At 69.6% G+C, this 17,974-nt stretch carries 12 protein-coding genes; 4 read left to right on the plus strand and 8 right to left on the minus strand.

Annotated elements, in window-relative coordinates; translation table 11 throughout:
- Window positions 1-56: 56 nt before the first annotated feature.
- The 5 genes from DMC64_RS23325 to gltB all read right to left on the minus strand — a co-directional run bounded on the left by DMC64_RS23325 (window position 57) and on the right by gltB (window position 10,164).
- Window positions 57-1,448 (minus strand): class II 3-deoxy-7-phosphoheptulonate synthase, encoded by a 1,392-nt coding sequence (locus DMC64_RS23325; RefSeq protein WP_037345701.1) that lies wholly within the window; start codon window positions 1,446-1,448, stop codon window positions 57-59.
- Window positions 1,449-1,528: 80 nt separating this feature from the next.
- Complete coding sequence (locus tag DMC64_RS23330; protein ID WP_125735276.1) at window positions 1,529-2,461, minus strand: serine protease; 933 nt, start codon at window positions 2,459-2,461, stop codon at window positions 1,529-1,531.
- A gap of 128 nt (window positions 2,462-2,589) precedes the next feature.
- Window positions 2,590-3,981, minus strand: a complete 1,392-nt coding sequence (locus DMC64_RS23335; protein ID WP_125735277.1) for an alpha/beta hydrolase — start codon at window positions 3,979-3,981, stop codon at window positions 2,590-2,592.
- A 113-nt stretch (window positions 3,982-4,094) separates the two neighbouring features.
- Window positions 4,095-5,603: a glutamate synthase subunit beta gene (locus tag DMC64_RS23340; RefSeq protein WP_125735278.1), complete on the minus strand. Its 1,509-nt coding sequence runs from the start codon at window positions 5,601-5,603 to the stop codon at window positions 4,095-4,097.
- Complete coding sequence (gltB, locus tag DMC64_RS23345; protein ID WP_125735279.1) at window positions 5,596-10,164, minus strand: glutamate synthase large subunit; 4,569 nt, start codon at window positions 10,162-10,164, stop codon at window positions 5,596-5,598. Before gltB ends, DMC64_RS23340 begins: the two co-directional genes overlap by 8 nt.
- A 326-nt stretch (window positions 10,165-10,490) precedes the next feature.
- Here gltB and DMC64_RS23350 point away from each other — a divergent pair, with 326 nt between their 5' ends.
- Window positions 10,491-11,276, plus strand: coding sequence for an SDR family oxidoreductase (locus DMC64_RS23350; protein ID WP_125735280.1), 786 nt, complete (start codon window positions 10,491-10,493; stop codon window positions 11,274-11,276).
- 12 nt (window positions 11,277-11,288) lie between these two features.
- Window positions 11,289-12,353, plus strand: a complete 1,065-nt coding sequence (locus DMC64_RS23355; RefSeq protein WP_125735281.1) for a diacylglycerol kinase — start codon at window positions 11,289-11,291, stop codon at window positions 12,351-12,353.
- A gap of 64 nt (window positions 12,354-12,417) precedes the next feature.
- Here DMC64_RS23355 and lgt read toward each other — a convergent pair whose 3' ends face one another.
- From lgt to DMC64_RS23370, 3 genes are read right to left on the minus strand one after another with little or no spacing between them, the layout of a single operon-like run.
- On the minus strand, window positions 12,418-13,455 hold the full coding sequence (gene lgt / locus DMC64_RS23360; protein WP_199755067.1) for a prolipoprotein diacylglyceryl transferase: 1,038 nt from the start codon (window positions 13,453-13,455) through the stop codon (window positions 12,418-12,420).
- Window positions 13,456-13,484: 29 nt separating this feature from the next.
- On the minus strand, window positions 13,485-14,654 hold the full coding sequence (locus DMC64_RS23365; protein ID WP_199755068.1) for a M20 family metallopeptidase: 1,170 nt from the start codon (window positions 14,652-14,654) through the stop codon (window positions 13,485-13,487).
- Window positions 14,651-15,793 (minus strand): amidohydrolase family protein, encoded by a 1,143-nt coding sequence (locus tag DMC64_RS23370; protein ID WP_125735283.1) that lies wholly within the window; start codon window positions 15,791-15,793, stop codon window positions 14,651-14,653. The genes DMC64_RS23365 and DMC64_RS23370 overlap by 4 nt, the downstream gene beginning before the upstream one ends.
- A 96-nt stretch (window positions 15,794-15,889) precedes the next feature.
- On the opposite strand from DMC64_RS23370, the gene DMC64_RS23375 reads away from it, so the two are divergent.
- Both DMC64_RS23375 and DMC64_RS23380 read left to right on the plus strand, forming a co-directional pair.
- Window positions 15,890-17,263: a glutamine synthetase family protein gene (locus DMC64_RS23375; RefSeq protein ID WP_125735284.1), complete on the plus strand. Its 1,374-nt coding sequence runs from the start codon at window positions 15,890-15,892 to the stop codon at window positions 17,261-17,263.
- A 104-nt stretch (window positions 17,264-17,367) separates the two neighbouring features.
- Window positions 17,368-17,934, plus strand: a complete 567-nt coding sequence (locus DMC64_RS23380; protein WP_125735285.1) for a hypothetical protein — start codon at window positions 17,368-17,370, stop codon at window positions 17,932-17,934.
- The last annotated feature ends 40 nt before the right edge of the window (window positions 17,935-17,974 follow it).

A 17,974-nucleotide genomic window follows, 5' to 3' on the forward strand; every position in this document is an offset into this window, starting at 1 on the left:
GGGTCGTTCAGGACATTTTTTGTCCTGAACGACCCTTTCATGACATCCAGGGCAGGTCAGCCGCGCAGCATCTCCGCGACCAGGAACGCCAGCTCCAGCGACTGCTGCGTGTTCAGCCGCGGGTCGCACGCGGTCTCGTACCGGCCCGAAAGGTCCAGATCCGAGATCTCCTGCGCGCCGCCCAGGCATTCGGTGACGTCCTCGCCGGTCAGCTCGACGTGGATGCCGCCGGGGTAGGTGCCGAGCTTGCGGTGCACCTCGAAGAAGCCCTGCACCTCGTCCACGATCCGGTCGAAGTGCCGGGTCTTGTAGCCGGTCGAAGCCTCGTGCGTGTTGCCGTGCATCGGGTCGCACTGCCAGATGACCTTGTGCCCGGACGCCTCGACCTTCTCGACGATCGCGGGCAGCACCTCGCGCACCTTGCCGTTGCCCATCCGGGCGATCAGCGTCAGGCGGCCGGGCTCGTTGCGCGGGTCGAGCCGCCGGACGTACTCGACGGCCTGCTCGGGCGTGGTCGTCGGGCCGATCTTGAGACCGATCGGGTTGGCCAGCAGTTCGGCGAAGGCGATGTGCGCGCCGTCGAGCTGCCTCGTCCGCTCGCCCACCCACAGGAAGTGCGAGGACAGGTTGTACAGCTTGGGGTTCGCCGCGTCCGCGCGGTCCATCCGCAGCATGGAGCGCTCGTAGTCCAGCAGCAGCGCCTCGTGGCTGGCGAAGATCTCGGTGGACTGGAGCGAGGTGTCGGTGACGCCGCAGGCCGACATGAACCGCAGGCCGCGGTCGATTTCCGAGGCCAGCGCCTCGTAGCGCTCGCTGGCGGGCGAGGACTTCACGAAGTCCTTGTTCCAGTCGTGCACCTGGTGCAGATCCGCCATACCGGCGCCGGTGAGCGCGCGGACGAGGTTCATCGCGGCGCCCGCGTTCGCGTAGGCGCGGATCATCCGGCCGGGGTCGGGCACCCGCAGTTCGGGCTTGGCGACGAGCGAGTTGATGATGTCGCCGCGGTACACCGGCAGGCCGAGCGCGTCGGTGGAGGCCGAACGCGGCTTCGCGTACTGGCCGGCGATCCGGCCGACCTTCACCACCGGCAGGCTCGCGCCGTAGGTGAGGACGACGGCCATCTGCAGCAGGGTGCGCAGGTTGGCGCGGATATGCGGCTCGGTGTTCGACTCGAACGTCTCCGCGCAGTCGCCGCCCTGCAGCAGGAACGCCTCACCGCGGGCGACCATGGCGAGCCGGTCCGAAAGCCGGTCGATCTCGGCGGGGACGGTGATCGGCGGCACGCTCTCCAGCACGCCGCGTACGCGCTTCGTCAGCTCGGCGTCCGGCCACTCGGGCTGCTGCGCGGCGGGCCGGGAAAGCGCGTCGTCGAGCCGGTCACGCAGCTCGGGCGGCAGGGGTGGCAGTTCGGGGAGCGTGTCGACGGGAACGTCCACTGTCCAGTTCACGGGCACCAGGATATGCCGCGCCGAAAGCCGCCCGCCCACCGGGACGAAAGTCCCAGAAAGTGGACGGGCGGCGGAGGAGATCAGGCGGCCTGGGCCTTGTTGTAGAGGTTCTGCGCGTCGGTGCCGAAGTACGGACCGAACATGTAGCCGGGCAGGAAGTTGTAGCCGAAGCTGTTCACCGAGGCCTGGACGCCCGCACCGGTCGCCTCGCTGAAGTTGAGGAACCACGGGCCGCCGCTCGAACCACCGGTCATGTTGCAGTTCATCCCGTGGTCCTTGGTGAGCAGGAAGTCGGTGAACGTGCTCCCGCTGCAGTAGATCAGCTTCGTGCCGTCGTACGGCGCCGCCGCCGGATACCCGAACGTGTACATCGACTGGTTGCGCGCCTGGTTGAACGCGATCCCCTGCGCGCCGACGACGTCGGTCAGCTTCTGCCCGTTGAGCGGGTTCACCACGGCCGCGCCGATGTCGTAGTTCATGTCCTCGCTCGCTTCCCACTGCGGAGTGGTCAGCGTGCTCTTCGCGGCCCAGGTGCCGTAGGGCGTGTTGCCGTTGTTGTAGCCGGGAGCGAAGGTCCAGTTGGTGTGCCAGGCGCCCTGGTACTTCACACAGTGCCCGGCGGTGATCACGACACTGCCGTTGGTGCTGGTGACCGCGTCACCGGAGCACGACGCGTTCCGCCCGCCCATGGTGAAGAACACCCGGCCCGCGGTCTGCACCACCTTGCCCGCGCCGGTCCACGCGCCTCCGCCGTTGGGGATGCTCTGGATGATCGTGCTCGTGCCCTTCGCGACATCCTTCGGGGTGAAGGCGGGCGCCTGGACCAGCTGTTCGATCGGCACCGCCGACCGCATCCGCTCCGGGGTCCAGTAGGCCGCGACCGCCTGCGCGTCGATCGCCGTCTGATGCTGGACCGGCCCGGCGTGGGCGGGATTCGCGACGGCCGTCAGCGCCGTCACCGCCAGCCCCACGAGCGCCGCCAGTATCCCCGTCCGGGAAGCCGTCCTCTTCATGGCGTACCACCTTTCGCCACCGGTGAATTGCCGTATGACTTGCACGACATTTCGAAAGTATTTGTCCTGCTACCGGGCGTACAAGCGGCCGTTCGGCCGCATCCGGGGTGGTGTATGGGCCGTTCGGTCTAGCGGCAGTGCGCGTCGGCGGCCGGGAGGACGCCGTCCCGCAGGTACCGGACCACGAAGTCGTTGCCGCAGGCGTTCTCCTTGGTGAAGACGCCGTGCCCGCCGGCGTCCACGGTGACGAACTTCGCCCGTCCGCCCAACGCCGAACGCAGCTCCCGCGCACCGGACAGCGGCGTCGCCGGGTCACGGAGGTTCTGCACCAGCAGGATGTTCGACGGCCCGCGGTCGTGGATCCGCACGGGTGGTTCGCGGCGTTCGACCGGCCAGAACGCGCAGGGCGTGATGTTCGCGGCCGCGGGGCCGAACATCGGATGCGTCACGCGGGCCCGTTCGATCGCTTTTTGGTAGTAGCGAACGCTTTCCGGCCAATCGGAGTCGTTGCACAGCACCTGCAGCTGGAGCGCGGCGTGGTTGTCGGTGTCGAGCGGACCGCCCTGGGCCTTCGCCGCCGGAGCGGCCCATTGCTCGGCGAGACCGGGGAAGTTCGCGTCGTCGTACAGCGCGCCCCAGGTGTCGATTCGAATTCCCGGGCGCTTCTCGGCCAGCTCGAGGAACTTCGCCGTCACCTCGGCCTGTGTCCGCCCGAGGTGGTAGACGTCGTCGCGCGCCGCCGCCCAGGCCGTGAAGTCGCCGAAGCGGTCGTCGAAGCCGCCCGCGAAACGCTGATGGGCCCGGACGTCGAGCCCGTCGGGGCCGAGCAGGCTGTCCAGCACGATCCGGTCCGTGCGCGCCGGGAACAGTGAGGAGTACGCCGCGCCCAGGTAGCTCCCGTACGAGACGCCGTAGTACGAGATCTTCCGTTCCCCCAACGCCGCGCGGATCCGGTCCATGTCGCGGGCTGTGTTGGCGGTGGTCATATGCGGCAGGAGATCCGCGGTCTTCGACTCGGCGCATTGCTTCGCCACGACGCGGGACTTCGCCGCCTTCTCGGCGACGTCGCGCGGGCCCTCCGCGTACGGGCCGACGAGGATGAACTGCTGTTCCTCGCTCAGGTCACAGGTCACTGGTGTGCTGTAGACGGTCCCACGCGGGTCGAACCCGATGACGTCGTAGCTGTCGAGCAGGCCGGACTGTCCCTGTCGCTGCGCGAGTTGCGCGGGCATCGCGAGGCCTGGGCTCCCCGGGCCACCTGGGTTCATGAGCAGCACGCCGCGCCGCTTCGGCGATTTGCTCGCCTTACGGGAGACGGTGAGTTCGATGGTCCGGCCGCCCGGATCGGCGTAGTCCAGCGGCACCTGGAGTTTCGCGCATTCTAGGCCCTCGGCCGGTGAGGGGGTCAGGCCGTAGTCCGGGCAGGGAGACGTCCACCGTAGCGCCGGAGCCGCATCGGCGGTCGCCGGGACGGCTAGCGCCAGTGGCAGGAAAGCCAGTATCGCCAACGTTTTTCTCATGCGGAAAGCGTGGCGTGACCGGCCGCCCTACCGCGTCGGCCCGGAGGTTGATCCCCGCCCTCCACCTTGGGCGGGAAGGAACGCGCCGACCACGCTGTCGGCGCGCACCGGGCTCAGACCACCGCGAGCGGCAACGCCGTCGGGTGCACCGGAGCGGGCAGGTCCGAAGCGCCGGTGAGGTACGCGTCGACGGCGCTCGCCACCGAACGTCCCTCGGCGATCGCCCACACCACCAGCGAGGCACCGCGGTGCGCGTCGCCGCAGACGAACACGCCGGGCGCGGAGGTCTGCCAGTCCGCGCCGCACGAGAGCGTGCCGCGCTGGGTCAGCGAGAGGCCGAGCCCGTCCAGCAGCGGCATGTGCTCGACACCCTCGAACCCGATCGCGAGCAGCACGAGGTCGGCGGGCAGTTCCTCGATCTCGTCGTTGACCGGGGTCACCATCCGCTTGCCGGTCTCGGGGTCCTTGACCACGCGGACCTGACGGAGCTCCACGGCGCGCACGTTGCCCTCGTCGTCACCGATGAACCGGGTGACCGCGACGGCGAACTTGCGCTCGCCCGCCTCCTCGTGCGCCGGATAGGTGCGCAGGATGTACGGCCAGGTCGGCCACGGCGAGCGTTCGTCGTCCCTTGTGGACGGTGGCGTCGGGTACTGGTCCAGCTGGGTCACCGAAAGCGCGCCCTGCCGGGTCGCGGTGCCGTAGGAGTCGGCCCCGGTGTCGCCGCCGCCGATGATGACGACGTGCTTGCCCGCCGCGTCGATCGGCGACGGGCCGTCGCCCTCGACGTACTTGTTGGCCGGGACCAGATGTTCCATCGCCAGGTGGATCCCGGCGAGCTCACGGCCGGGTGTGGTCTTGTCGTCGCGGCCGCGCAGCGCGCCCACGGCGAGGACCACCGCGTCGTACTCCGCCCGCAGTTCCTCGACGGTCAGGTCGACGCCGACCTCGCAGCCGGTGACGAACTTCGTGCCCTCCTTGCGGAGCTGCGCGAGCCGCCGGTCGAGGACCTTCTTCTCCATCTTGAACTCGGGGATGCCGTACCGCAGCAGGCCGCCGAGCCGGTCGTCCCGTTCGAAGACGGTCACCTCGTGGCCGGCGCGGGTCAGCTGCTGCGCGGCGGCGAGCCCGGCCGGGCCGGAACCGACGACCGCGACCCGCTGCCCCGACGAAACCGCCGAGACCTGCGGCTGCACGTAGCCCGCTTCCCACGACTGGTCGGCGATCGTCTGCTCGACCCGCTTGATCGACACCGGACCGCCGGACAGCGGCGAGATCGACAGCACGCAGCCCGCCTCGCACGGCGCGGGGCACAGCTTCCCGGTGAACTCGGGGAAGTTGTTGGTCGCGTGCAGCCGGTCGCTCGCCGCGGCCCAGTCGCCGCGGCGCACCAGGTCGTTCCACTCCGGGATCAGGTTGCCCAGCGGGCAGCCGGAACCACCGGAGTGACAGAACGGGATGCCGCAGTCCATGCATCGCGAAGCCTGCTTGCGCACCTGTTCGTTGCGCTCGCCGGGTTCCACGTCGGCGTAGACCTCTCCCCAGGTGGCGAGACGGTCCTCTTTGGACTTCTTCTTCGGCTCTTCACGGTCGTACTTCAGGAAACCCGTCGGATCAGCCACGAGCGGCCTCCATGATCGCTTCGTCGACGTCGCGGCCCGCGGCACGCGCCGCCTTCGCCGCGTCAAGGACACGCTGGTAGTCGCGGGGCATCACCTTGGTGAACGCCGCCGAGCGACGCGGCCAGTCGCCGAGCAGCGACGCGGCCACGGCCGAACGTGTGAGGTCGTAGTGCTTCTGCACGGTCTTCTTGAGCCAGGCGAGGTCCTCGGACGACGGCGTCTGGAGGTTCACCATCTCCTCGTTGACCTTGCCGCGGTCGAGGTCGAGCACGTACGCCTCGCCGCCGGACATACCCGCCGCGAGGTTGCGCCCGGTCGGGCCCAGCACCACGGCCTGTCCGCCGGTCATGTACTCGAAGGCGTGGTCGCCGACGCCCTCGGCGACGACCACCGCGCCGGAGTTCCGCACGCAGAACCGTTCGCCGACCTGGCCGCGCAGGAACATCTCGCCGCCGGTGGCGCCGTAGGCCAGCGTGTTCCCGGCGATGGTCTGGCCCTCCGCGGCGAATTTCGCGTCCGGATGCGGGCGCACGATGATCCGCCCGCCCGAAAGGCCCTTGCCGACGTAGTCGTTCGCGTCGCCGACCATGTCGAGCGTGATGCCGCGCGGCAGGAACGCTCCGAGCGACTGCCCGGCGGAGCCGGTCAGCAGCACGTGGATCGTGTCCTCGGGCAGCCCCTCGCCGCCGTAGCGACGGGTGATCTCGGAACCGAGCAGTGTGCCGACGGTCCGGTTCACGTTCCGCACCGGCAGTTCCAGCCGCACCGGATGCGCGTCCTCCAGCGCCGCCTCGGCGAGCTGGATCAGCGTCCGGTCGAGCGCGTGCTCCAGGCCGTGGTCCTGCGCCCGCGTGCGCCGCTTCGCCCCGCCGTACGGGGTCTCGGCGGGCATCTCGAAGATCGGCGCGAGGTCGAGACCGGAGGCCTTCCAGTGCTCGATCGCCTCGTCGGTGTTCAGCATCTCGGCGTGCCCGATGGCTTCGTCGAGGGTGCGGAAACCGAGTGCCGCCAACGTTTCCCGGACCTCTTCGGCGACGAACCGGAAGTAGTTCACGACGTGGTCGGCCTGGCCGGTGTACCGCTTGCGCAGATCCGGGCTCTGGGTCGCGACGCCCACCGGGCAGGTGTCGAGGTGGCAGACGCGCATCATGACGCAGCCTTCGACGATCAGCGGCGCCGTCGCGAAGCCGTACTCCTCCGCGCCGAGCAGCGCGGCGATGACGACGTCCTTGCCGGTTTTCATCGCGCCGTCGACCTGCACGGTGATCCGGTCGCGCAAACCGTTGAGCAGCAACGTCTGCTGGGTCTCGGCGAGACCGATCTCCCACGGCGTGCCCGCGTGCTTGAGCGAGTTCATCGGGGAGGCGCCGGTGCCGCCGTCGTGGCCGGAGATCAGCACGACGTCGGCGTGCGCCTTGGACACCCCGGCCGCGACCGTGCCGACGCCGAGCGAGGACACCAGCTTCACGTGGATGCGGGCGTTCTCGTTGGCGTTCTTGAGGTCGTGGATCAGCTGGGCGAGATCCTCGATCGAGTAGATGTCGTGGTGCGGCGGCGGCGAGATGAGCCCGACGCCCGGCGTCGAGTGCCGAGTGCGCGCGATCCACGGGTACACCTTGTTGGGCGGCAGCTGCCCGCCCTCGCCCGGCTTCGCGCCCTGCGCCATCTTGATCTGGATGTCGTCGGCGTTGACGAGGTATTCGCTCGTGACACCGAACCGGCCGCTCGCGACCTGCTTGATCGCGCTGCGGCGCGCCGGGTCGTAGAGCCGCTCGGGGTCTTCCCCGCCCTCGCCGGTGTTGGACCGACCGCCGATGCGGTTCATCGCGATGGCGAGCGTTTCGTGTGCCTCGGCCGAAATCGAACCGTAGGACATCGCGCCGGTGTTGAAGCGCTTGAAGATCGCCTCGACGGGCTCGACCTCGTCCAGCGGGACGGGCTCGCGAGCGCCCTCGCGGAAGGAGAACAGCCCGCGCAGCGCGCCACCCTGGCGGTACAGGCGGTGCACCTCGTCGGAGTACTTCTTGTACACCTCTTCCCGGCCGGTCTTCGTCGCGTGCTGCAACAGGAAGACGGTCTCGGGGGTGAACAGGTGCAGCTCGCCCTCGCGGCGGTACGCGTACTCGCCGCCGGTCTCGAGTCCACGGTGGACACGATCGGTCGGGTTGTCCGGGTATGCGCGACGATGCCGCGTGGCGACCTCTTCGGCGAGCACGGCCAGCCCGACCCCGCCGAGCTTCGACGACGTCCCGGTGAAGTACTCGTCGAGCAGATCCTGGGCCAGGCCGAAGGATTCGAAGACCTGCGCCGCGGTGTACGCGCCGACGGTCGAGATGCCCATCTTCGACATGATCTTCAGGACGCCCTTCACGAGCGCCTTGACGTAGTTGCGGACCGCCGTGGCGGGCTCGATGCCGGTGACGGCACCGGTCGAGATCATGTCCTCGATGGTCTCGAAGGCCAGGTACGGGTTCACCGCCGCGGCACCGTAACCGAGCAGCAGCGCGATGTGGTGGACCTCGCGGGCGTCACCGGTCTCGACGACCAGCGCGACGCGGAGCCGCTCCTTGGTGCGCACCAGATGGTGGTGCACCGCGGACACCAGCAGCAGCGACGGGATCGGCGCCATGCGGTGGTCGGAGTCGCGATCGGACAGCACGAGCGTGCGCGCGCCCGCCGCGATCGCCTCGGAGGCCTCGCGCCGGACCCGTTCGATCGCGGACGCCAGCGCTTCGGCGCCACCGTCCACTTCGTACAGTCCAGAAAGGACACTGCACGCGAAGCCGGGAAGGTCGCCGTCGTCGTTGATGTGGATCAGCTTGGCGAGTTCGTCGTTGTCGATCACCGGATACGGCAGCTGCACGTGGCGGCAGGAGGCCGGGCCGGGGGCGAGCAGGTTGCGCTCGGGACCCATGATCCGGCTCATCGAGGTGACGAGTTCTTCGCGGATCGCGTCCAGCGGCGGGTTGGTGACCTGCGCGAAGTTCTGCTTGAAGTAGTCGTAGAGCAGCCGCGAACGCTGTGACAGCACGGCGGGCGGGGTGTCGGAGCCCATCGAACCGATCGGCTCGGCCGCCTTGACCGCCATCGGCGCGAGGAGGATCTTCAGCTCTTCTTCGGTGTAGCCGAAGGAAAGCTGGCGCCGCAGCACGGAATCGTGGCTCTGCACGATGTGGTCGCGGTCCGGCAGGTCGGCGATCTGCAGGAGACCGGCGTGCAGCCAGCCCTCGTACGGGAGTTCCTTGGCCAGCGCCGACTTGACCTCTTCGTCGTCGACGATCCGGCCCGCCTCGGTGTCCACCAGGAACATGCGACCGGGCTTGAGGCGGCCCTTCGCCACGACGTCCGCGGGGGCGACGTCGAGGACGCCCGCCTCACTGGCGAGCACGACCCGGTCGTCCGCGGTGCGCCACCATCGGGCGGGCCGCAGGCCGTTGCGGTCCAGCACCGCGCCGACGAGCGTGCCGTCGGTGAAGGTGACACACGCCGGGCCGTCCCACGGCTCCATGAGGCTGGCGTGGAACTGGTAGAACGCACGACGCTGTGCGTCCATCCCGGTGTGGTTCTCCCACGCTTCGGGGATCATCATCAGCACCGCGTGCGGCAGCGACCGCCCGCCGAGGTGCAGCAGCTCCAGTACCTCGTCGAAGGAGGCGGAGTCCGACGCGTCGGGCGAGCAGATCGGGTACAGGCGGGTGAGGTCGCCGGGGATGAGGTCCGATTCGAGCAGGGCCTCACGGGCGCGCATGCGGTTGCGGTTGCCCCGGATGGTGTTGATCTCGCCGTTGTGCGCGACGAACCGGAACGGATGCGCCAGCGGCCACGACGGGAAGGTGTTCGTGGAGAACCGGGAGTGCACGAGCGCGATGGCGCTGGTGAGCCGGGTGTCGGTCAGGTCGGCGAAGAAGAGCGGGAGCTGCTCTGGGGTCAGCATTCCCTTGTAGACGATGGTCCGCGAGGACAGCGACGGGAAGTAGGTGCCGCAGCCCGCGGTCACGCTCTCGTTCTCGACGCGCTTGCGGAGGCAGAAGGCCAGCCGGTCCAGTTCAAGGCCGGCGGGACATCGCCCGTCGGCCTCGGCGCCCGCGACGAACAGCATCGCGAAATGCGGCATGACCGAACGCGCCGTCGGGCCGATGTCGGCGCGGTCGGCGTCGACCGGTACCTCGCGCCAGCCGAGGACGTCGAGGCCCTCTTCCGTGGCGATCCGCTCGATCAGGGCGATGGCCTTGTTCCGCTCCTCGACGTCCGAGGGCAGGAAACCGATCCCGGTCGCGTAGGTCTGGTGACCGTCGGCGTCCGCCGGGGGCAGGGGGAAGTCGACTTCCGCCCGCAGCAGCTCGTCCGGGAGCTGCAGCAGGATGCCCGCGCCGTCGCCACTGGTCGGCTCCGCTCCGGCGGCCCCGCGGTGGTCGAGGTTCGTCAGCGCGGACAGGCCGTCGGTGACGATGCCGTGCGAGCGCCGCCCGCGGACGTCGGCCACCATGGCCACACCGCAGGAGTCCTGTTCGGATTCGGGATCGTAGAGACCCTGTTTGCCTGGAATGGCGGAGAAGATCATGAAGGGACCTCCTTCGTCGTCTGTGCTCAGCGACCGGGCGGGGCCGGCCGGGGGATGCGCACGGGACGACGATGGCCCGTTCGTTAGCGAGACTTTAACACCTGTGAAACACGTCGGCATCAGTTCGGCGGGCGCGAAAGCCCGCCGATGGGTAACGATCTGGACGCCTGGAACGACACAGTTCCTGATGAGGTCACAGTAGTTCGTTCCGCTAAGTATATGTCCTGTTCCGGGATGTCACGAGAAGCGGTGAGGCGACCCTAGTCACTCCCGGCGTCCGGCGCGAGCCCAGGACACCGGAAATAGAACGTGTTACAGTTCCGGCCATGATCCTGGACCGTTTCCGGCTCACCGACCAGGTCGCCGTGGTCACCGGCGCCGGACGCGGGATCGGCGCGGCGACCGCCGTGGCGCTCGCCGAGGCCGGGGCCGACGTGGTGATCTCCTCGCGCACCGAAACCCAGCTCGAAGACGTGGCGGCCCTGGTCGCCGCCACCGGACGGCGCGCCCACGTGGTGCCCACCGATCTGAGCGACCCGGCCGCCGCCGGCGAGCTGGCGCGTATCGCGGCGGCGGAGTTCGGGCGACTGGACCTGGTGGTCAACAACGTCGGCGGCACCTATCCCCGGCCGTTGCTGGAAACCACCCCGGACTTCCTCGAAGAAGCCTTTCGCTTCAACGTCTCCACCGCGCACGCGCTGACCGTCGCGGCGGCAACGTCCTTACTGGAGTCGGGCGGCTCGGTCGTCAACATCTCGTCGGTCATGGGCCGCGTGACCGGCCGTGGTTTCGCCGCGTACGGGACGGCGAAGGCCGCGCTGGCGCATTACACCCGGCTCGCCGCGGCCGACCTCGCGCCGAAGGTGCGCGTGAACGCGATCTCGGTCGGCTCGGTGGCGACCTCCGCGCTCGAAGTGGTGGTGGGCAACGACGAACTGCGCGGCCGGATGGAGGCCGCCACTCCCCTGCGCCGGATCGGCGAGGCCGAGGACATCGCGGCCACCGTCGTGTTCCTGGCGTCGGGCGCGGGCCGGTACGTCACCGGCAAGATCATCGAAGTCGACGGTGGACTGCAGGCCCCGAACCTGGAGCTCGGTCTGCCCGATCTGTAGGAGGCGAGCGCCGTGCGCGTGGTCCAGTGGAGTACCGGGAACGTCGGCCGCCACGCGCTGGCTGGGATAGCCGCGCGGCCCGATCTCGAACTCGCCGGGGTCTGGGTGTCGAGCGAGGCCAAGGCGGGTGTGGACGCCGGGGAACTGGCCGGGCTCGGGCGCCCGCTGGGGGTCGCGGCCACCACCGACGCGGACGCGCTCATCGCGCTGAAGCCGGATTGCGTGCTCTACACGGCGATGGCCGACGACAGGCTCGTCGAGGCCGTCGAAGACCTGAAACGCTTTCTGCGCGCGGGGATCAACGTGGTGTCCAGCAGCCCGGTGTTCCTCCAGTACCCCGAAGGTGTCGTGCCGCCGGAGATGATCGAGCCGATCCGCGAGGCGGCCCGCGAAGGCGGCGCTTCGCTGTGGGTCAACGGTGTCGACCCCGGCTTCGCCAACGACTGGCTGCCGCTGGTGCTCACCGGCGTGTGCGAGCGGATCGACGAGGTGCGCTGCCTGGAGATCCTCGACTATTCGACGTACGACAACGGCAAGGTGCTGTTCGACATCATGGGCTTCGGCCGCGAGATGGACGACCTGCCGCTGTTGCTTCAGCCCGGCGTGCTGTCGCTGGCCTGGGGAAGCGTCGTGCGGCAGCTCGCGGCCGGGTTGGACGTCGAACTCGACGGCGTCGAGGAGGTCTACGAGCGGCTTCCGGCGCCTGAGACGTTCGAGATCGCCTCGGGAACCATCAAGGAGGGCACGGCGGCGGCGCTGCGGTTCGAGGTGCGTGGCATGCGCGGAGGACGGGCGGTATGCGTGCTGGAGCACATCACGCGGCTGCGCGGCGACCTCGGGCCGGACTGGCCGCAGCCGACCGGGCAGGGCTGCTACCGCGTCCAGGTGACCGGCGAGCCTCGGTATGAACTGGACCTGCGGCTGGTCGGGACCGATGGCGACCACAACACCGCCGGGCTGAAGGCGACCGCGATGCGGCTGGTGAACGCGATCCCGGCGGTGGTGGCGGCTCCGGCTGGGCTGCTGACGGCGCTGGACCTGCCTTTGGTGACGGGGCGGGGCCTGGTTTCCCCCTGATGCCGTGAAGGCCTCCTTGCCTACCTTGAGGGTAGGGAAGGAGGCCTTCACGGAACTTGCGGCGCTACTTCTCGGCGTCGGGCTTCGGGTCCTCGGTCGCCTTGTCGGCGGCGGAGTCCCGGACGGTGTCCGGAGCCGCGGCGACCTCCGCGTGCGACTCACCGGAGTCGGCCGAAGCGGAGGCGGAATCGGCGTCCTCGCGCGGCACGTCCTTGCTCCACAGCGTTTCCGGCGCTTCCCTCGGCCCCCGCTTGGCGGCCAGGACGAAGTACGCGATCGCCGCGGCGAACAGCAGGATCGAGGTCCACACGTTGACCCGCAGGCCGAGGATGTGGTTCGCGGTGTCGGTCCGCATCATCTCGATCCAGAACCGGCCCGCGGTGTACCCGGCGACGTACAGCGCGAACACGCGGCCGTGGCCGAGGCGGAACTTCTTGTCCGCCCAGATGACCAGCAGCGCGACACCGAGGTTCCAGATCAGCTCGTAGAGGAACGTCGGGTGCACCGGGCTGTCCGGCAGCGGGACGTGCCCGATCGCGATCCCGTTCAGGAAGTCGTCCGGGTTGGTCGGGTTGTAGCGCTGGTAGATCTCCAGTCCCCACGGCAGATCGGTGTGCGCGCCGTAGAGCTCCTGGTTGAAGTAGTTGCCGAGCCGTCCGATCGCCTGCGCGATCACGATCCCCGGCGCGAGCGCGTCCGCCATCGCGGGCAGCGGGATGCCCCGGCGGCGGCAGGCGATCAGCGCGCCGACGGCGCCGAGCGCGATGGCGCCCCAGATCCCGAGGCCGCCGTCCCAGATCTTCAGCGCGTTGAGCGGGTTCTTGCCCTCGCCGAAGTACAGCTGGTTGTCGGTGATGACGTGGTACAACCGGCCGCCGACCAGGCCGAACGGCACCGCGAAGACCGCGACGTCGATGACGGTGCCCTTCGTGCCGCCGCGGTTCACCCAGCGCCGCTCGCCCAGCCAGATCGCCACGATGATGCCGGCGATGATGCAGAGCGCGTAGGCCCGGATCGGGACCGGCCCGATATGCCAGACGCCCTGGTCGGGGCTGGGGATGGTCGCGAGGAACGCTGCCGAGGCGGTATTCACGTCGGCCACCGTAGCGCTTCGTCGACTTCTTGGGGGCGTCAGCCCTCGACGGCGGCCAAATAGCCCGCGATCAGCGCGGACGCGACCCGCCCGATGGCGGCGTCGGGCGGCAGGAACAGCTCGTCGTGCAGGCTCGGCGCGCCCGCGGTGTCGCCGAGACCGACGAACATCATCAGCCCGCGCGTCATCCCGCAGTAGTGCGCGAAGTCGTCGGCGCCGAACGACCGGAAGTCGGTGTCCACGCCCGCCCCGGTCCGGACGAGCCGCCGGTGCGCGCGCTGGGTGAGCCCGGCGTCGTTGTGCAGCACCGGTTCGCACGGGCTGATCTCCAGTTCCGCCCGGCAGCCGTGCGCCTTGGCGGTGCCGTGGACGACCTCGGCGAGCCCCTCCAGCGCGAGGTCGCGGTCCTCGGCGCGCATCAGCCGCAGCGATCCCGACAGGCGGGCTTCGTTCGGCACGACGTTCGCCGTGGTCCCGGCTTCGATCCGGCCGACCGAGCAGACCGCGCCGAACACCGGGTCGACCCGGCGGCTCGCGAGCTGCTGCAGGCTCACCACGATCTGGCTGAGCGCGAGGATCGGGTCCCGCAGCAGATGCGGATACCCGGCGTGCCCGCCCTGGCCGCGGACGACGACTTCGAACTCGTCGGTGGACGCGTTGACCGGCCCCGGCACCGCCGACACCACGCCCGCCGCGAGCCGGGGCTGGACGTGCGCGCCGATGACCGACTCGACGCCGTACTCGGTGAGCACACCCGACTCGACGATGTCCAGCGCGCCGGACGGCGACGTCTCCTCACGCGGCTGCAGGAGCGCGACGAGCGGCCGGGGCACCCCGACCACGGCGGCCGCGCGGACGGTGGCGACGAGCGCGGCCATGTGGACGTCGTGCCCGCACGCGTGCATCAGCGGCGTCTCCGAAGCCCATGGCACGCCGGTGCGCTCGGTGACCGGCAGCGCGTCCAGTTCGGTGCGCAGCGCCACGGCCGGTCCCGGCCGGGTACCGGGGAGCAGGACGGCGCGTCCGGTCTTGGCGACCCGGACCCCGTCGTCGATGCCCAGCGCCTCGACGACGACCCGCGCGGTGTCCTCCTCGTCCCCCGACGCGCGCGGATCGGCGTGCACGCGGTGCCGCAGCCCGATCGCGGAAGGCAGCTCCGCTTCTACTGCGGCCTCCCACCGGTCCTGCAGTTCGTCCAGCTCCGTCATGTCCCCTCCAGCCCGTACACCCGTTCGGCGTTGCGGTGCCCCACCAGCGCCGCGATCCGATGCGCGTCCACTTCGGACAGTACGTCCGAACCGAGTCCCGCGTACAGGAAGTCGGACAGTCCTTGCCGGAACAGCGCGGTACCGAGGTGGTACAGCTCGGCCAGCCCGAACGCGTCCGTGGAGAACAGCAGCTTCCCGAACGGCACGATCTCCATTGTCTCCGCGATGATCGCGGGCGCACGATGACCGGCGTTGTGCGTCGCGAGTCCCACGTCGACGAACACGTGCTCGAACACCTGCGCCAGATACGCGGCGTTCCGGTGGAAGGGATAGTTGTGCAGCAGCATGATCGGCACCCCGTGCGAGCGGGTGGCCCGCAGCAGCCCGGTGAGCAGCAGCGGATCGCAGCGATGCAGATCGACGTCGGAATCGCCGAACCCGACGTGGAACTGGATCGGCAACGCCAGGTCGATCCCGGTCCAGATCAGGAAGCGGTGCAGCACCTCGTCCGCCAGCCGGACCGGTTCGCCCGCCTCGATCCGCGCGAGCCAGCGGCCCGCCGCTTCGGTGACTTCGGCGTCCGTCGGCCGCTCCCCCGCCAGGTCGAGGCCGACCCGGTAGGCGGCGATGGACTTGAATCCGACGGCCGTCGTGGCGCGTTTCGTCAGTTCGCCGGTGAAGGCCTCGATGAATCCGGCCGCGGTGGTGGCTCCGATCACCGTTTCGGCGACCTGTTCGAGGCGGACGATGTCCCGCGCCCTGGCGCCGGACAGGGCAGCGAACTGCTCAGTCGTGGTCAGCGTGTCCGGCAGGAAACCGCCGTCGAGCAGGAATTCGGTCGTGCCGGTGGCGCGCAGGAACCGCGCGTTGACCTCCGTGGCGCCCAATTCGGCGCGGCGGGCCAGGTAGACCTCGGCCGGCACGTGCGGCGGCAGGTCGAGCACGGGTGCGCAGCGGGCCCGCACCGCGAGCCCGATCAGCGAATCGAACAGGGTGGTGCCCAACGACGAGACGGTGTCGGCCTCGGTGAGCATCTGCTCGAACTCGATCCGGCCGAGGTCACCGGTGACGACGCCGTGGCAGTGGTGGTCCACCAGCCGCGTCCGGGCCACGAACGGCAGGATCGGGGTTCCCGGCATGAGCGCGTCCCTTCTCGTGATCGACGAGTGCGGCCTCACCCTATGGCCGGATCGGGGCGTGGCAAGGGGCTGGAGAACAGGCCAGGATGAGGAACCATGGTGAACCGGGAAGCACTGACCGCCCGCGCGACCGCCCTCACCGGGGAACTCCGGGCACGGGGTGTCGAGCTCGTGGCGCTGACCTTCGTGGACAACGCCGGGATAGCGCGGGTCAAGGCGGTGCCGCTGCGGAAGCTGCCGTCGGCGGCCGCGTGGGGTGTCGGCGCTTCGAATTCCTTCGATTTCTTCGGTTTCGACGACGCCATCACCGGCGGTGAGCATTCCCTCGGACCGGTCGGCGACCTACGGCTGCATCCGGACCTCGACGCGCTGACCGTGCTCGCCGGGCAGCCCGGCTGGGCCTGGGCGCCGGTGACGAGACTGGACCAGGAGGGCGAACCGCATCCGCAGGATGGGCGGGCCCTGCTGGCGACGGCGGTGGACCGGCTCGCCGCACGCGGTCACCGCGCGCGGATGAGTTTCGAGATCGAATGGGTGATCACCAGCGCCGACGCCCCGGACGACGCGAAGTCGGCCACGGCGGGACCGGCCTACGGTTACGCGAGGCTCGCCGAGCGCGCGGACTATCTCCGCGCCTTGGTGTCCACTTTGGACCAACAGGGCGTCGGGGTGGAGCAGATCCATCCCGAGTACGCCGACGGTCAGTTCGAGCTGTCCGTCGCCGCCGCCGATCCCGTGCGGGCGGCCGACGTCGCCGTGCTGACGAAGGAGACGATCCGCGCGCTCAGCCACCGGCACGGGCTCAAGGCGTCCTTCACCCCGAAGTTCGCGCCCGCCGGCGTGGGCAACGGCGGGCACGTGCACCTGAGCATTTGGGACGGCTCGCGGAATCTTTTTTCGGGCGGGGAAAGGGTTTTCGGGCTGAAGCCGGTCGCCGAATCGTTCAGCGCCGGCATCCTGAAGCGGCTGCCCGCGCTGCTCGCGATCGGAGCGCCGTCGGTGGTCAGCTATCTGCGCCTGGAGCCGCACCATTGGGCGGGGGTGTACACCGCGTGGGGCCTGGAGAACCGGGAGACACCGCTGCGGCTGGTGCGCGGCGTCGCCGGGAATCGCGCGTCGGCGGCGAACCTCGAGGTCAAATGTTTCGACCTGACCGCGAATCCGTATCTGCTGGCGGCCGCGCTGCTGTTCGCCGGGATGGCCGGTGTCGACGAGGGAGCGTCACTTCCGGATCCGGTGGACGTCGACCCTGGCGTCTTGACGGAAGAAGAGCGCGCCGCCCGCGGGATCGAGCGCCTGCCTCAGCGACTGGAGGAGGCCGTCGCCGCGTTCGAGGCGGACAAGGACCTGGCGGCCGCGTTCGGCGCTCCACTGGCGACGACGATCGTGGACGTACGACGGGCGGAGATCGAGCGGTTCGCGGACGCGAGCCCGGAGGAGATCACCGAAGCGCAGCGGTGGCGCCACTGAGGCGGGTCACCGGAACAGCTCTGTCCGGTGACCTGACCGCTCTCTAAAGTGACGCTCGCCCGCCCAGGTCGGGTGGGCTTTGTGCGAACTGGGGAACTCAGCCGATGAAGAAACTGAAAGCCGTCCTCGTCACAGTCCTGCTCGCCCTGACGGCCCTGGTCTCGACCGCCACCGCGGCGAGTGCGGCGGCCGGGAATCCGACGAAGTTCCAGCCCGGGATCCGTGAGGCATGGGTGCATTTCCGGCCCACCATGGATTCCGCGTATGTCGTGGTCAGTGACGTCAGCCTCAGAGCCCTCTGCTACGTGTCCGCCGCCGACGGGCTCTGGAACCTGGTCTACGACGACCACGCGGTCAAGGTCGGGTACACCTACGCGTCGTACCTCACCGCGCCGTCCGGCCAATGGTGCGGGAACGTCGGCCAGGGAACCGGCGGGGCCAAGGGCGAGACCTGGGTGCACCTCTACCCACAGGCGAACTGGGCTCACGAGGTCATGTACCCGGGCCACGACGTCGCGGCGATCTGCACGCTCGGGTTCCTCACCGATGTGTCCGACGGCAGCAACCGCCGATGGGACCTGTACCTCGACCACGCGAACAACGTCGCCGGATTCACCTGGTACACCAGCTTCTACTCGTCGCCGTCGTCCATCACCGACTGCGGCATCTGATGTAGCGAAGGGGCCCTTCACCGCCTGAGATGCGATGAAG

It is taken from the genome of Amycolatopsis sp. WAC 04197, from assembly GCF_003947475.1.
GTDB classification, from domain to species: Bacteria; Actinomycetota; Actinomycetes; order Mycobacteriales; family Pseudonocardiaceae; genus Amycolatopsis; species Amycolatopsis japonica.

What these genes read in the sequence shown, in the direction of transcription:
- gltB (WP_125735279.1), bottom strand. Translation starts at nt 10,164, where the DNA reads ATGATCTTCTCCGCCATTCCAGGCAAACAGGGTCTCTACGATCCCGAA.
- DMC64_RS23380 (WP_125735285.1), top strand. Translation starts at nt 17,368, where the DNA reads ATGAAGAAACTGAAAGCCGTCCTCGTCACAGTCCTGCTCGCCCTGACG.
- DMC64_RS23350 (WP_125735280.1), top strand. Translation starts at nt 10,491, where the DNA reads ATGATCCTGGACCGTTTCCGGCTCACCGACCAGGTCGCCGTGGTCACC.
- DMC64_RS23365 (WP_199755068.1), bottom strand. Translation starts at nt 14,654, where the DNA reads ATGACGGAGCTGGACGAACTGCAGGACCGGTGGGAGGCCGCAGTAGAA.
- DMC64_RS23335 (WP_125735277.1), bottom strand. Translation starts at nt 3,981, where the DNA reads ATGAGAAAAACGTTGGCGATACTGGCTTTCCTGCCACTGGCGCTAGCC.
- DMC64_RS23370 (WP_125735283.1), bottom strand. Translation starts at nt 15,793, where the DNA reads ATGCCGGGAACCCCGATCCTGCCGTTCGTGGCCCGGACGCGGCTGGTG.
- DMC64_RS23330 (WP_125735276.1), bottom strand. Translation starts at nt 2,461, where the DNA reads ATGAAGAGGACGGCTTCCCGGACGGGGATACTGGCGGCGCTCGTGGGG.
- DMC64_RS23375 (WP_125735284.1), top strand. Translation starts at nt 15,890, where the DNA reads ATGGTGAACCGGGAAGCACTGACCGCCCGCGCGACCGCCCTCACCGGG.